Source organism: Sphingobacterium siyangense (genome assembly GCF_007830445.1).
In the GTDB taxonomy this organism is placed as follows: Bacteria; Bacteroidota; Bacteroidia; order Sphingobacteriales; family Sphingobacteriaceae; genus Sphingobacterium; species Sphingobacterium siyangense.
Genome location: NZ_VLKR01000005.1, coordinates 193351 through 209770, shown reverse-complemented (window position 1 = coordinate 209770; position 16420 = coordinate 193351). Strand labels below are relative to the sequence as shown.

9 protein-coding genes are annotated in these 16420 nt (G+C 41.2%); 1 reads left to right on the top strand and 8 read right to left on the bottom strand.

The features are described from left to right. Nucleotides 1–88: 88 nt before the first annotated feature. Nucleotides 89–661, top strand: a complete 573-nt coding sequence (locus tag IQ31_RS07030) for a DUF4136 domain-containing protein (RefSeq protein ID WP_112374943.1) — start codon at nucleotides 89–91, stop codon at nucleotides 659–661. 107 nt (nucleotides 662–768) lie between these two features. Here the strand turns inward: IQ31_RS07030 and IQ31_RS07025 are convergent, their stop codons facing one another. From IQ31_RS07025 to IQ31_RS06990, 8 genes are all read right to left on the bottom strand, one after another. Beyond that, nucleotides 769–1806: a GntR family transcriptional regulator gene (locus IQ31_RS07025; RefSeq protein WP_145327553.1), complete on the bottom strand. Its 1038-nt coding sequence runs from the start codon at nucleotides 1804–1806 to the stop codon at nucleotides 769–771. Nucleotides 1807–2022: 216 nt separating this feature from the next. Further along, complete coding sequence (locus tag IQ31_RS07020) at nucleotides 2023–2211, bottom strand: hypothetical protein (RefSeq protein ID WP_088163062.1); 189 nt, start codon at nucleotides 2209–2211, stop codon at nucleotides 2023–2025. Nucleotide 2212: 1 nt separating this feature from the next. Next, nucleotides 2213–4369 (bottom strand): hypothetical protein, encoded by a 2157-nt coding sequence (locus IQ31_RS07015; RefSeq protein WP_088163063.1) that lies wholly within the window; start codon nucleotides 4367–4369, stop codon nucleotides 2213–2215. Between the two features lie 76 nt (nucleotides 4370–4445). Further along, nucleotides 4446–8033, bottom strand: coding sequence for a DUF4450 domain-containing protein (locus tag IQ31_RS07010; protein ID WP_145327552.1), 3588 nt, complete (start codon nucleotides 8031–8033; stop codon nucleotides 4446–4448). Nucleotides 8034–8137: 104 nt separating this feature from the next. Further along, nucleotides 8138–9538, bottom strand: a complete 1401-nt coding sequence (locus IQ31_RS07005; protein ID WP_088163065.1) for a glycoside hydrolase family 28 protein — start codon at nucleotides 9536–9538, stop codon at nucleotides 8138–8140. Between the two features lie 133 nt (nucleotides 9539–9671). Further along, nucleotides 9672–10733, bottom strand: a complete 1062-nt coding sequence (locus IQ31_RS07000; protein WP_145327551.1) for a glycoside hydrolase family protein — start codon at nucleotides 10731–10733, stop codon at nucleotides 9672–9674. 198 nt (nucleotides 10734–10931) lie between these two features. After that, entirely contained in the window at nucleotides 10932–13010 is a 2079-nt protein-coding gene (locus tag IQ31_RS06995) for a RagB/SusD family nutrient uptake outer membrane protein (RefSeq protein WP_145327550.1), read from the bottom strand. A gap of 30 nt (nucleotides 13011–13040) precedes the next feature. Continuing rightward, nucleotides 13041–16169: a SusC/RagA family TonB-linked outer membrane protein gene (locus IQ31_RS06990; protein ID WP_208734147.1), complete on the bottom strand. Its 3129-nt coding sequence runs from the start codon at nucleotides 16167–16169 to the stop codon at nucleotides 13041–13043. Nucleotides 16170–16420: the final 251 nt, after the last annotated feature.

Here is a 16420-nt window from a genome sequence, read left to right as displayed (position 1 = left end):
GGCCATGAACCATCATGAGTGTGGTTGTCCAATGCAGCGACAGAATACTCATGGTAGATTCATCACAGTTGATAAATAAATTACTACGATGAAAAAGATTCTATTATTTTTGGTGCTTTGCGTTGCACTCGCATCATGTTCGTCTTATCAATACAATACCACTCGGGTAGAAAAGATGGATTTTACTCCTTTCAAGACGTATGCTTGGTTACCTCCGGTAGACTCGCTTTCGAAGTCTTATTTTGACAACGATATCGCCAAAGCTAATATCCTGGATGCCGCGAATACTGCGCTGGAGGCAAAGGGCCTACAATATTCTAAAGATAATCCTGATTTACTATTTCGGTATATTACCATTGTCAACAATAAAAGCCGTTTGATCTATGGCGGCGGCGGTTATTACGGATGGGGTGGCCCCTGGGGTTGGTACCGTCCATGGTTTTCACCATATTACTATGGTGGCGGTTATTACCCAGTTGCAAAAGAACGCTATCGTTATGGTCATTTGATTATCGAAGCCATCGATCGTAAAACAAACGCAGTGATCTGGCAGGCACGTGGTTCTGGCGATGTTGACAATCCAGAAAAAGCAATTAATAACATCAGCAAGGTTGCAAAAGGTGTTATTGATCTATTTCCTGTGAAGACCTTAAAGAAATAAAAATCAACTAGCTGCTTCTTTGATTATTGCATCATAATACGAAAAGAGCTAGGAAATATTTATCAAAAAAACAGGCTAATCAGCACGATTAGTCTGTTTTTTTTGGTCTATACAGAAGGCCTAAGTTTTAAATAGAATGGGACTTCAACACGTTCCTTTGATTTACTTCTGATCAATTCGGCAGCCAATCGCCCCATCATTTCAAAATCGGTCGATATCGTCGTAATACCATTCAATATAAATTTTTTCAATGGTGTTTCATTATAGGATATAACCCCAACATCCATCCCGATGACCAATTTTTTCTGTATAATCTTATTCAATAACTTGACAAGATCATCTTCAATAATATTGATGTAGCAAGTCTCCTTTACAACTTTTTCACGATGGAGGTCGGCGACCAATTCGTGATCAAAAGCATATTGCTGACAGAATTTATAAAATCCTTTAATAATAGCTTTTGGAAAATCGCTATGATCTGGAAACACCAATTTGAGCATCTGATATTTACTTAATGACTCGTTAGCCTCCTCCAGGGCACTATAAATATCCTGCTCATAATTTTCATAAACAGCAGGAAATTCGCCCGGTACATCCTCAATAAAGCGACCCAATAACATGAGTTTTTCTGCAGGAATTTTTCGGATGATATCCGGCGCTTTGTCCCTTCCCTCTTTGAAATGGGGGAATAAAACATAGTGGTCATATGTTTTCGTTAAGCTTCCCAACAATGTATTCAGATACGATAGGTCTGAATTGTATACAAATAGATCCAAGTTGGCATAATCACTCAGCTCTTTTGCAAAGGAATCGTATACTATCTTTTTATGGGCACTTAGTTTATTTAGAAAGAGTGCTATCTTAAGTTTGGATTCTACATCCGTTTTATTTACATAATACCCCTTTCCGGGATTAGATGCTATAATTTCATTTTTCTTAAGATAGCGGTATGCTTTTTCTACAGTGTCACGTGATATTTCCAGATATGCACTGAGCTCATTAATAGAAGGGAGCATATCATCTCTGACCAATGTTTCATTTTTAACAGCATCGATAATTGTATTTGCCAATTGCAAATACTTAGGTGTGGCAGAAAAATCGCTAATTTCTAAAGTTTTTAAAAATTGATTTACGGAATTGGTCATTGTTAGATTTTATTAATTATAAAATTAACGATTTGTTTATAAATATTTAAAAAAAATACTTAAAACTCGCTTTTCAAAACCCAGCCTCTACACAGCCCATAATAAAAGGACCTGTCGCCTTAGCATCATTTTCACGGATACATTCTCCAACGTAGTAAGCTAAATTATTTATTGCAATAGTATAGAATCTGTCCGATTTCATTATTCTACACCATACTACTGTTTTTCAATGAACAGTTTAATATTCCTCTTTTGTTTCGGACGAAGGTGTATATTTAAGATTGTACAAGTTATGGTTACACTGCTTAAAGAACGTACGATCGTTGACTTAACGGGCAACTCCTGAGCCTTCGTCGATACTGTTCCACAACCCAAAAGCAATAGTAATATTATTTTCTTCATCATATTAGGGCATTTTTTTAAATCCTTCTTTCTTTATAACCCATGAGCCATCTTTTGGGAACCCTGGTAAATCACTGTTGGAAGCGTCCCATCCTTCAAGCATCATCGCTACGGTCGCGAGCACCCCACCATTACCTGGTAAATAGATCCGCAGGCGTCCATCTTGATAATTATGTCCATTTTTGAGATAGGTATTGGTTTGGACATTCATAAATAATGCATCCAGCGCTTTATTGGGAAGATTCAGACGAGCAGCATTCATGGCCGTCATGGGAAAATCCCACCCCCAGGTCTTTTCCCAATGCCATTTCTCCCAAACGACATCCAGTGTGTTTTTCATCACCGTTTTATTTAGCTTCGGTGATTCAGGAACCATCCCTAATGCACCGAGTACCGCGGGATGGTCCGTCATCCAACGATCGTACGTATAAGAATCGGGAGCAGTTTCAGTAGCCAAGTAGACGTTGTCCTTACTTGGTAAGGGGGCCAGTTTTTCAATAACTTGATCCCATTTGGTCACTCTTAGTTCTCCCAGACGCTCCTTCCATTGTTGCGCTATACGAAGTGCCCAATCCCAATAGGCGACCTCATACGTCGGGTTCATCGTCTCGGAAGCTTTGAAAACTTCTTGTGCAGGAATAACTCCCTTGCCTACATTATAGCGACCCGTTTCCTGATCATAATCTGCAAAGTCGGCCATGAAATCAGCTGTGGCAAATACGAGATCCTTATATTTTTTTAGGACAGCGAGATCCTTTTTGTCCCGATAGGCCAATTCGGTCATATAGATAATATGTGGCTGTTGCCAAACTAAAAATGCAGCTACCGATGAGGGGCTTTCATTCCCTTCGTTATCGGACATTTTGATCCATCTAACCCCTTGATAGCCCTGTCGTTTTGCGAGTTCTCTCGCTTTTTCAAAGGTTCTAAAATAATAATCCAATGTTTTTTCCATGATTTCAGGACGTCCCCATAATGCAAAATGCACAGCATGCCACCAATGCATTTCCGTGTGTGGCTTTCCATACCAACTATTAAAAGTGAGGCCTGTTTCTTGAGGCGGATTACTTCCTCCGCATTGTACTTTTGTCAGATATTGAGAGAGTACAACTCTTCTTTCCAACTCATTGGCTCTCGGATCTGTGCTACCCGCAAAGTCAACCGCAGCACCACTTTCCCAAAAATGCTTCCAGGACCTTACACTTTCACCTACCGCATCAATATATCCTACGCTCTTTTTATCAAAATTGTTTGTGGGCGCAAATGCAAATGAAAAATCAAATTCTCCAAGCGTAGCAGCCGGTTGGTACACAAAATAGTGTGAAGCCGTATTTTTTAAAGTTCCCTGTGAGTAATTCAATTGTGTAAAGTAACTGGCTCCCTGCAACTGATGATTTATTACTGCAACATGTGCAGATTGAGCTACGATCGTTGTTTTATGATCATTCACCTGATCATAGTTGGTACCTTCATCCAAAAATTTTCCGCTTGGGTAAGGATAGTGTACAAATATTTTCAGTCTTTGCTGTGCAATCAATGGTGAAGCGACATGTACTGCAACGCGGTCACTGCTTTGATACGATGTCGTTTTTACAGAGACAGGTTCTCCTTCAATTTGAAATTCACTTGTGATAATACCCGTCCAAAGGTTCAGCTCCTGTCGAATAGCCTGGATATGTTGTGCAGTTGCCCGTTGCCCGTTTTTCAAATAAAGTTCCAAGCCCACATTACCCAATTGCAGACGGTGTTTATTTTCCCTAAAATAGTTTACAGCTTCTGCATTGCGTTCCGGTTCTTTCAATTGGATACTATATTGCGCGTTCCGCCCTTCGCTGTTAAAGTCGTAGGATTTTAATGTTTCTTCGAATTTATAGTTCTTTGTATTGGGGAAAGAATCCCATCCCCACTCGGACTGTGTTCCCAAGGAAACCCCATTTTTATAATAAATGGGAAAAGACTGCATTCCTGTAGCATCGACCGTATAGGCAAAGGTCCCATTACCGACTGTGAGCGAAGCTAATGTATCCATGGTATGATTGGAGACATTGTGCCTTTTAACGACATTTTCCCGATTAATTTTGGTTCCTTGTTGAGCTAGGACTAACATAGGGCTTAGAACACTTACAAGGAAAGTGAAAATAATACTAAACTTCTTTTTCATCTATATTGGATTTTTATGCATACTATATTCGTGTTCAAGATTCCTCCGGAAATTCCGGAGTACATTCTCAATTTATCTATCGCATTAAAGTGAGACCTATCAGACCGATGACCGCATCGTTTGCGACGGCGATAAGCTCTACTGATTGAAGTTTCTTTTTATTGTTTAGAGGCAAGTCCAATAATGAAGCTGCTCCACCATCAATGGCACGATTGCTATACCCCTTGATATCGGTATAATGACTCCAGGTTCCGCCCTTATAAAGCTCTCCAGACTTCAGACTGATTCGGTAAGGAATTCGTTCATCGGGGAGTTCAAAAGCGTGATTATCATCGAGGTAATCCTGTTCGATAGGCCACCAGTTGATAGGGTTGATGAGATCTAACGTATCAAAAATTCCATCAGTATAATTGACCTTAATCTTGGCGTTGATAAGCTGGGATTGCATCGGATTTGTTGAACCGGCGACCAAGAGATACATTTTGCTGGCCTGGCCGGCTAAAGGTATTTTGACGCTTTTTGGATAATTATCCCACTGACTGACAAAGACCACATTTTTGGAGTCATTTTTTAGCTGAAACGGAATACCTAGGTATATTAGATCCCCTTGCTTGCCTTTTTTCATGATTCCCCTGTCGTCAATATTTGCCGTCGTCAATGGATAACACCAATTGCCTATTCCCTGCCAAGGCAACTGCAAGGTTGGCCCTTCCGATCTTGGCGAAAGGTATTTCTGTTTGAAGATATCCGTCAAACGCGCGTTGTAATAACTCGATAAATTTTCCGCTAAAAAATCAGGTTTATCATCGATATTCCAATCGATATAATCTACTGTTTGGCGATAAGTTCCCACAACCAGATTAACGCTATTTGTTCCCTTTGAAAAGCTATTGATGGGAAGTTCCAATTTCTTTATTTCTCCTGATCTCAAGCTGAAGGCTGTTTGAAAATCCTGATGATCAATTACCAGTTGTTGTGGCTGAGCAGAACGGTTTTCCATCGTCAAAAAATAGTTTCGCTCTTTACGCAGAATAGTTGAATTTACAGGCGGTAATAGCCGAATATCAACTGCCTGCCACCAAACCATAACTCCCTGCTGAAGCTTCACGAAAAAGGTTCCTACCCGCTCATGCTGGACAAAAGAAAATTTGTGACCGGCTTTCTTTTGGATAATTCCTTGAGGATCGTAGCTTTCCAACAATTGGGTGTTAGCAGGTAATGGAAAAGCCCATTGATCGGTGAATACTTGCTCCACATTTTTGGTATCCATCTTTTCGAGTTTACCATCCCCCATTATCGTGATGTCGAAATTCCGCTCAGCTTCAGATTCAACAACAATACATGCCCCATTTATAGCGGAAGATTTTAATGACCACTTGACTTCTTTTCCATTGACTTTAACAGCACTCACCTGGGTAAAATCTACGGGAACTTCCAAAGCAAGTTTTACGGGCATCGCATAACGCGTGTTAATCTGAAATGTAATAGCAGTTTTAGTTTTCTTATACGTATAACTCCATTCCGGCATTTCAATCTGTGCAAAATTCCATGTCGATGGGAAACCAGGTTTAAGAAACAATTGTTTGTCCAGTAGACGTGGATGCACGCCAAATAATCCTTCGACTAATGTACGAGATGCTACACCAATTGGGTCGGCAAAATCACGGTATAATTCGCCTCTAAATGCATCATAGTGGGAAAGCTGCTGAAAGTTGGCGGGACTGATCCCATGATACATACTTTCCATAAGGTTACTTTTCCAGAGCTGATAGGCATCATCCGCCCGACCAGATTGCCAATAGGCCAATGCTGTCTGTAGATTCTCTGCCAAAGCAACATTATTGACCGACCAAGTGTAAGGCTGCCATGTCGTCGTCGGCAATGTATACAGGTCGTGCTGTTCCTGTCCTTTGATATGAATAGGAATCTTTGGCAAATAATTAGTTACATATTGGAGATTTTGGTAGCTTTCAAAATCATCTAGAATAGCAGCGTCTGCGGTATGATAAATGGTCCACAAACCCGCATTTTCGTGTATAAGCTGATTGCCAAGCGCATCCTGGAACTCGGCAAAATGACCTTTCTTTTGCAACCAAAGTCGATCTTTTAGCGCTTTTTGAATCTTATTTGCTTCTTGTTGGTAGGGCGTCGCATCCTCACCTATTACCTTTGCGAGTTTGGCTATTATTTGATTGGCACGGTACATATAGGCGGTTGTGTGCGTGACCGCGCCACCGGAATATTGTAAACCATCACTTGCCCATATTGCACAATAGGCATCGTATAAGCCATCATTGTCCTGATCGAAATTTCGCTTTTCCCAGTTGAGATGCCGAGTCAGCGTTGGCCACATCTCTTTGATATAAGCAACATCCCCTGTATAATTAAAATGTGACAACAATTGATCGATAAAGACCAAGTTCATATCGTAGTGATGGGGTACCGTATTATTATTTGGATTCCGAGAAATGTAGCCGCTTGAAAACATAGAAGTACCCATTTTTTCCAAATGTCGAGCTAAGTGCAAAGTTGTATCCATCACCACCCGTCCAGCAGCGGGTTCGCTAACCTGCGAATTCGCATAACTCGAAAAATGTTCTTTCGCTCTGTCATACCATCCCAATACATCTGCGGTGTAAGCTCCCCGCCAAGCATTCAAACGCATACGCCATGCCACAGCTCCATGCAAGAAAGTAGGCGATTCCCAAATTCCATCAGCGGCTGCCGAAAGCGCTGCCCCCAAATTATTGATGTATCGATCCGGTGTGTTTATTTTAACCCGACTAGCCAGCGAAACCCTTTTCTGATCCGCCAGCTCATAAATCTTTTCTAATGAGCCTTCAGAAAATTCCGCAGCAGAACGCTTCCCTTTAGCGATTTGAATATAACTTGATTTTTTAGTCAGCATAAATTTCCCGACAAGGATAGGACTACCCTTATTCTCCGTTTTCGTCAGATTAGAGAGATCATCCAAAACGGTAGCATCTGACATCCGCAGTGCTGAGAGTCCTGAAAAACTACCCTGAATAAATTGGGGCTCATTTTTCTTATTTTGATACTTAAGTCCAAAACTATTTTTTTCCAGTGTATATTGATTATGTTCACAATATCCAGGAAGAAGATAAAACCCCGATTCTGGATCTGCGCCTATGTCGCCATTTCTACTGAATGTTTTTCCGCTAGCTCCCCCATAGACAGCGTAAAGATGTGCATCCGGTTTAATATTCGCCGCCTGTAATTTTACGATCATCCCTTCGGCATCGGCCTGCGCCATCACAACGATATCGATATAACCATTTCCAAGTAAAGCATCTTTGATGCGATAATACATAGCTCCGGGTCGATACCTTGTCTCAATATGATCGGCATCAATCACTTTTTTTCGCTGCTGTTTATTGCTGAGAACAAACTGTAAGTTCCCTGCCATCCCCGGCATGTACAGTGCAAATTCAGGTAAATCGCCTACTTCTACACGGGATGCCAGGTTATTACCATAAAGAGCACGATTAAATCGATATCTTCCATTCACCAGTAAGAAATCTCCTTTATCCTCGGTATAATGCAGCACACGGTCGTTATCTTGCCAATGTTTTGACTGGGCAACAGCTATCTCCAGGATAGTCCCAACTAGCAAGCCGCAAAAAATCAAATACTTTCGTATCATATCAATAATTATTTCATGAATTAGCTATGTGCAAATCTTTTTAATGACCGGTAGCTACTTCTTAGTCGCTGGAGTTTATACTTTCCGTCGATGGTTATGTTACGTTAATCGAAAGACTTGATTTCTTTTCCATTGACAATGACATTTTTTAGCAAGACATTCTTGAGGTAATCAACTTTAAACGCTTCTTTTACACCATCAATTTTACAATTGACCATCGTAAAATCGGTTATAGGTGAAGATTCGTATGCTGTGGAGAGCACAGCATACTTTCCGCCACCTTTAACATGGAGGTTTTCGACCCAGATATTGCGAATCGTTGGAATATGTTTTCCGGGTTTTTCATAAAACATATTAAATCGTACAGCTGCTTCCTTATATTGCCCCACTTCCGTGTTATAAAAAAAAACGTTCTCAATGATCCCACCTCGGCTGGAACTGGTTTTTATCCGTAGCGCCCGATCCAAATTTGGACTGTCCATGACATTGTTGAGTGCATAGATATTTCTGGCTCCGCCTGCAATTTCGCTACCGATAACGACGCCGCCATGACCATCTTTCATTTCACAATTTTCGATGATATGATTCTCCGCAGGTCGACCAATAGTACGGCCATCTTCATCTCTTCCCGATTTAATAGCAATACAGTCATCGCCGGTATCAAAATAACAATTTCTGATCCATACATTTTTACTTGCTTCAGGATCGCAGCCGTCATTATTAGGTCCATGACTTACCACTTTCACACCTTCAATCAATACATTCTCACATAGGACAGGATTAAGATTCCACATCGGAGAATTAATCAGCTTGACGTCAGCAATCCAGACATTTTTGCATAAATAAGGCTGCACAAAATTGGGGCGAAGAAAATTGCCCTCGCCAAATACTCTTTTATACGGGTCCATCTCTTCAGCCATCTGCTGATGCAAAATTGCCCGGGCAGGCTTTTGTTCTCCAGGGCGTCCTTCGTGCCATCCATATTTTCGGGCACCACACCAATACCACCAATGATCATTATCGGCATTTCCATCCAGCAATCCTTTTCCTGTGATGGCAATATTCTCTTCTTTGTACGCATAGATGAAAGGAGAAAAATTGATGCATTCCATGCCCTCCCAACGCGTGAATACCATCGGATAATCAGCACTATCACGACTAAAGAGTACGGTTGCCCCTTCGCTGACATGAAGGTTGACGTTGCTTTTCAAATAGATTGCACCGGTCAGATAGACTCCCTTCGGGACTATTACACGCCCTCCACCCTGCTTATTGCACGTTTCAATTGCTTTTCTAAAGGCTACAGTATTTTTTGTCCTGCCATCTCCAATAGCACCGAAATCGTCGATGGAATAATCTTTCTTTTCAAATGTAGGAGCAACAATGATCTTTTTAAGCTGTTCAATTTCCTTTAAGGGTTGCTTTGCACTGGTCCAGGATGTTTGTTGCGCTTGACTTGCTACGCATGCAAAAATTACGAGGAGCATACTAAAAATCTTTTTCATTGGCTTATAATTGTTTCTGGTTGTACTTGTTTATATCAGCTGTCAAATTCGGCTCACTTGTATCGATCTTCAACATACAGAAGCAAAACTTTGCAGTTATTTTCTCGAATTAAACACGATTATCGCAGACTCTTCACACGATCTCAAATACAAAGGCTGTCGAAGTTTCTGCTATTCCGCCTTGGGTGGCTCCAAAAAGGAAACGCGGTTTATCCGTTATTTTATCCATCAGGATCATAGGTCTTTCAAGCCTGCCAAAGCGCTTCAAGTTGGCTGGTGGGGGCGGTTCCTGAATATAGGTCGATAAACCTAGATAAGCCACTTGCGGTTCAGACCATTTAACGCCATCTGATGATTTTAAGATCAATCCATCTTCGTGATTGTAAAACCCCATATCCCTTGCTAATAAACAATACTGTTCATCCTGTTTCCATACGAAAGCATCTTCAAGCTGTGCATTATGCGGACGATCAGAAAAATCAATGACCGGATGCTCTGATTCTTTCACATATGGTCCCAAGGGATGTTCAGCTTTGGCCAATCCATACTTTCGATTTCCTCTGACAGGACCTTTATCCCGCAGATATTCAGCAGTATTCCAAGATTTATAATACAACCAAAATTTACCATCGTTACCTTTTAGAAATGCAGGATTTGTGGTACAATGATCATCCCATGCCCCCTCCACGCCAGGCAATAAGATTGGATTATCCTGCCGTTTCCATGGTCCATCCAGGTTTTTCGCCGTTGCTACGCCTATCCTTTTGGTATCTGTCTTTCCGTTGGAATTTCCCATATAAAAAAGATAATACGTATCCGCTATCTTTTTTATCAGTGGATTATGACAGGTTGTACTATCCCAAAACCCTTCTCGAGGTTGTATAACAACATCCTTATGTTGGAATGTTCCATAGGGAGAATCAGCAACTGCGTGCGCTATCTCGGAACCTTTGATCCAGCCACCCATCCCTTTTTCCTTTCGCCAACGTGAATAAAAAAGATGAACCTTACCATCGTCGCCCCAAATCGGAGATGAGCACCAAATAAAGTAATCTACCAATTGTAAGGATCTTCCAATCGGTTTCAATTTGAAATAAGGAGACTCCAGTATACCCTTTTTAGCTGTCGTATCTAAAGGTAACACCATCATCGCCCACAAAAATGCATTTGATTTTAAGAAGACTCTTCTATCCATGTGAACATTTCCCTTCCGTTGATCTATAATTTGGTTTATTCCGATTCCCAATGTAATGAGAATCAAACCGAAAGATACCAAAACTAGCAATAGTCCCTATCCTGCGCTATCCTGCAATCGCTTACATTTTGATAAAAAAAAACCTACCCATTCCATTCAGAACAGGTAGGTCAGGTTCACGTTTATTACCATCAAAAATTAATAGCCTGGATTTTGCATAGCCTGTTTTTCTGCAGGCGTCAATGCGGCACCACTTTCATTGGTTGTTGCATCCAAGAAAGATTGCGGAATCGGTCGATAGTAATGTGTATTTGGACTAAATACTGTATTCCCGCGTACATAACCATCATTAAAGGCTTTCCATCTCGCTTCCAATGTTTTGGTGCGCGCCAAATCTTCCCATCTGTAAAGTTCACCGCACAATTCACGTGTGCGTTCATTCAACAAAAATGCCATCATTTTCTGTGCATTGCTTGTTGCGCCCAATTTCTCGTAGATTGGCGCATCAACTGCTGAATTATAAATGTCAGCGACAGAATTGATCAGCATCTGTGTTTCGGAAGAGGCCGTAGTTTTCGCAATATCATTATTGGATTCGTAGTATGAATTTCCTTCCCAATAGATTGCTCCTTCCGCAGAAAAGCCGCCGCCCTTTCCAACAGCATAGGAATTATTCTTGTAGGATTGCCCGCCGTCGACATTCTTCGCTCGGTCTTCACCGTTTTTATAGCCAGCACGACTGCGCAATTTATTGATCCACTGGATTGCATTCGCGTACTGACCTTCACCTTTACGGATATAGGCTTCGGCTACCATTAAGACATCTTCCGCCGAGCGCGCCATAATAACATCTCGCGTACCATTGGCAGACGCTATACTAACCCGATAGCCATCTCTGAACTTCGAAAGCGCCACATAACGTGATTGAACACCAAAGTATCCGTTATTTCCATGTTGACCCACCCAAGCTTGAGGTTCTCCCTGAAAGTAACGTACAAAAGTATGCGGGTTCTGCATCACGCCATTTTTAAGAACTCCTGTTGCATCACCGGCCACTGCTTTGTAGCGTGTATCGCCAGCGTTGTTGACAATGTATTTAATACCCAGCTCTCCACCTTTAAATCGCTTCGTTCCAACAACACTTCCTTCAGGCCCAAGCGATGCATTAGCTGCAGTCCAGACAGGGGCATTAGCGGTATTATTGGCGCCATACATCGTAATAAAGGATTTCCAGAAACGTGAATCATTCACCCTGTCAAATACATCCAGCGTATAATTTGTGGTACGGGCATAAGAAAATTCACGGTCGCCGGAGATATCGCGGCTTGTTCCTCCTAAATCTTGATAAACAGCAGGGTAGTAAAGATGAATCTGATTTCCATAACGTCCCCATGTTGCCTGGTCGTCCGAAAACTGTGCCGACAGAACAACCTCCGAGACTTTTTCGTTAGCACTATTGGCCTTTTGATAATCCCATAGTTTTACGTAATCATCTACCAGGGGATGTGCCGCCGCGACCTCCGTTCCATATTTGATGACAGCATCTAAGTCTTCCGCGGTATATTTTGAATTCCAAGCGGCATATAACTCACTCGATCGAGTCAATCGTGCTTTAGCAATATAGTGTGCTGCAGCTGACTTTGTTACACGCCCAAATTCTGTCGCCGAAGCCGGCAACAACGTATAAGCCTGCTCAAGATCCGCTATGGCCTGTGCAAAACAAGCATCTTCGGAAGCTCTAGTAAAATAGGATTCAACCTTTTCGGTCGGGGTCAATTTCAGGGGGACACCTCCAAACTGTACAATCAGCTGTAAGTAGAAATATCCCCGCATAAAGTATCCCTCGCCAAGACGTGTATTATAATTGGCATTGGATTTATCATAATATAAGGGTACGTTTTGAATCAGGGTATTGGCCGATTCGATACCGCTATACATATTATCAAACACCGGCTGAATATTTCCACCACCATAAGTTGATTCAGCAGGATTAAGATCCATACTATAACTATTAAAGCTTGGGGAAGCATTATTTGCATCTGTAAACTCATCTACACCTAGATTGAACAGGGCCATCCCCCAGGTATAATTATATTTAAATTTCAATTTGGAGTAAACACCTGTTGCTAAATCATCTAGCCCTGCCTGAGTTTTAAAATAGTCTGTATCCGGTATGGTAATCTGCTCCTCTTTCAAAAAGTCTTTACTACAGGCGTTCAATACTAATAATCCTGCCGCACCTAACATTGAAGCAACTAATATTTTATAATTTTTCATGAGAGTCAATTTTTTAAATCCTTTTGCTGCTTAAAATCCTATGTTCACGCCGATCACTGCTCCTCTTGTGGTGATGGCGGAGCCGGCTTGCGTTGTATTATTATTATAACTTGCTAAGTCTGGATCCAGAAAATCCACTTTTGAATACAACATCGCCGGGTTCATAATCTGTGCATAAACCTTAAAATTACTGATGCCAAGTTTTTGTAATTTTGTTTTCGGAAAATTATAACCTAAACTTACATTTCTTAGCTTGATAAATGATCCGTCACGGTAATTCATGGAAGAGTTCCAAGGATCTGCCGCTTCACCATTTGAGCCTGGCTGATAATATTCAGCATCTTCATGAACGCCCGGAATAAAGTAGTCCAATTTGCGTTGCATATAACGCCCATCCAACGTTGCAGCTCCAGCGTTTATGGTCTGTCCCCAACGCGAGAAAATAAAGAAAGATAAGTCAAAGTTTTTGTAGGTGAATGTATTCATAATCCCGCCAGACCATTTTGGACGATAGGATCCCAACACTTGTCGATCATAATTGCGATCTACTTTGCCATCAGGCACACCATCTGGACCACTAATATCCTTCACACGGATCTGTCCCGGTTTAGCGCCATATTTTTTAGCCTCCTCTGCTTCTGAGGTTTTCCAAATACCATCGTAAACCACATCATAAGGGACTTGAATCTCCTGACCAACAATCCAGTTATTGGTTAAATCTTCTTTTCGTCCGTTATTCAATTCGAGTATTTTATTCTTGTCTTTGGACCAAGTTAAAGTCGTATTCCACTGAAAGTTATCATTCTTAACATTGACAGTATTGATCTGAAGGTCAATCCCCCAGCCTGAAGTCTTACCAACATTTGCCATTGTGGCCCCATAGCCTAAAACAGAGTTTAGCGTCATGGCCAATAACAGATCATTCGTCTTCGTTTTATACATGTCTAAAGCACCGCTGATTCGGTTATTTAGAAAGCCATAATCTATACCCAAATTATATTGGGTCGTACGTTCCCAGCCCAATTCGGGATTGGCCATTTTTTGCGGATTAGCAGCAGAAGGATCTGAAGCAACATATCCTGGTGTTGAATTCGTCGCGCTCCAGTTGTAAAAATTTTGCGTCAATAATCCTTTCGTTTGATAAGGTCCAATTGCGGCATTACCAACAATACCAGCTCCCAAACGCAATTTTAGTGTATTGACAAAGCGAGCGTCCTTCATAAAATTTTCTTGGTCAATGCGCCATGATGCAGCTACGGAAGGAAATGAGCTCCATTGATGCCCCGGTGCCAATACCGAAGATCCATCCCAACGCACAAAAGCAGTTAACATATAACGGTCCTTATAGCTATAATTTACACGAGCCATATAGGATTCCATTTGTCGCTCAGATAAGCCTGTTCCCCAACTGCCGATAAAACCTCCTGAATTTATATTATACCATAATTCTTCTGCGCTATACACATCCGTAGCTTTCATATTACTTGATTCAGAATTATACTTGGAAGAACTCTGCAACAAGGTTATACCAAGATGGTGATCCGTTCCAAAATCGCGGTCGTAATAGATCAAATTGTCTAAAGTCCAAGCTAAATTGCGGTTTGTTGAATAAGTCACCGCATTATTTCCATCACCATTTATTCCCTCCGCTGCATTTGCTAAACCCAACCGGTAATATCTAAATTCAGGTCCAAATTGCACCCGATATTTTAAACCTTTCAATGGTTCATAAATCTGCCCAAAATCCAATTGGCTAAAGAAACTACCATTCGCACCAAAAGTCTGACGTTGATTGGTATTATATTCCAATTCATTAATTGGATTGATGATATTGATATCACCCGCAGCAGGATTTCTCAGATAGTTTCCGTTGTCATCATAAGGAACTGTCCAAGGTAACATACCTCGTAAAGCACTGTAATAGTCACCTGCACCTGTTACAGATTTAGAGAAATTATAGCCATAATCTTGATCGGAGAAGAATGTGTTTATTGAAGCTCCCATGGTAAACCATTTTGTTGGTGTAGCTTCAAAACTTACTTTTGAAGTATAGCGATTAAATTTCTGACCGGGTTGTGTAGCATCTTGCTTGAGATAACCAAAAGAACCATAACCTTTGGAGTTTTCCCCTCCACCTGAGACGCTTAAAGTATGTTCGGTAGATAAGGCATTTTTACGTCCAAGATCTGCCCAATCGTAATTACCGACTAAGCTTGGATCCCATACGGTATTGTTATTAGTCCAACCTTTAGCAATATTTGCCCATGAGGCAGCTACAGATCCCCATCTAGAAAAATCCTTTGCATAATCAGGTGTCGTCGTTCCGAATTTCGCCAAACGCGCATAATCCAACCATTCCGCAGCATCCATGTACTCTGTGACATCATACATTTTCTCAAAAGTTGCCGTACCAGCATAATTCAACATTAAACGTCCCTTTTTTCCCTGCTTGGTCGTCACCAAAACAACGCCGTTTGCACCACGTGAACCATAGACAGCTGTTGCAGAAGCATCTTTTAAGACATCAATGGTCTCTATATCACTCGGATTAATATTGTCAATGCCACCGGCCTGTAATACCATCCCATCGACTACATACAGTGGTCCCTGATCTGCAGTGATCGATCGCACACCTCTTATCGTTATACTACCTGTTGTTCCCGGACGTTGGTTCGAAGTGATATCAACACCAGCCACCTTACCCTGCATTGCCTGCAATGCATCTTTCACAGGCATTGCCTTCAGTTCTTTCTCACCCACACTGGCAATTGACCCCGTCACATCCTTCTTTTTCATCGTGCCATAACCAACTACCACGACCTCTTCCATGACATCGACCTTTTGTGCTAGAACTACATTCAAGTTATTTTGATTACCCACAGAAATTTCTTGGGATTCGAAACCAAGGCTTCTAAACGCCAATACATCAGATGGCAGTGCATTGATGGTAAATGACCCATCGGCATTGGTCTTTGCCGTCATAGTTTTGCCTTTTACCTGTACAGTTACACCTTGGATAGGCAAACCTTTTTCATCGTTTACTTTTCCAGTCCTAGTGGTTTGAGCAAATAAATTCAAGGTGCACAGCATCGCCATAAATAGCAAAAAAGTGTACTTCTTTACATGATGATCAAACCTAATTGTTAAATAGTTTATCATTAAAGTATTATTTAGGTATTATTTTATTCTTTCCCTTGTTGATCTTCGGTAGTGAAAATCGGTTTTCATTATACGAGATAATGAAAATGTTGTATGATCTTTACTTATTGCTTTATAGGACGACTGGCTTAAAAAAATAATCAGATTTCCCCTTAGGCTTATAATGTTGGTTAAAAGTAACAGGATGATTTGTAATAACCATCCTGTTCAATCCTGTCATTAGCTGGCGCCAAAAATAAAAAAATCGCCCT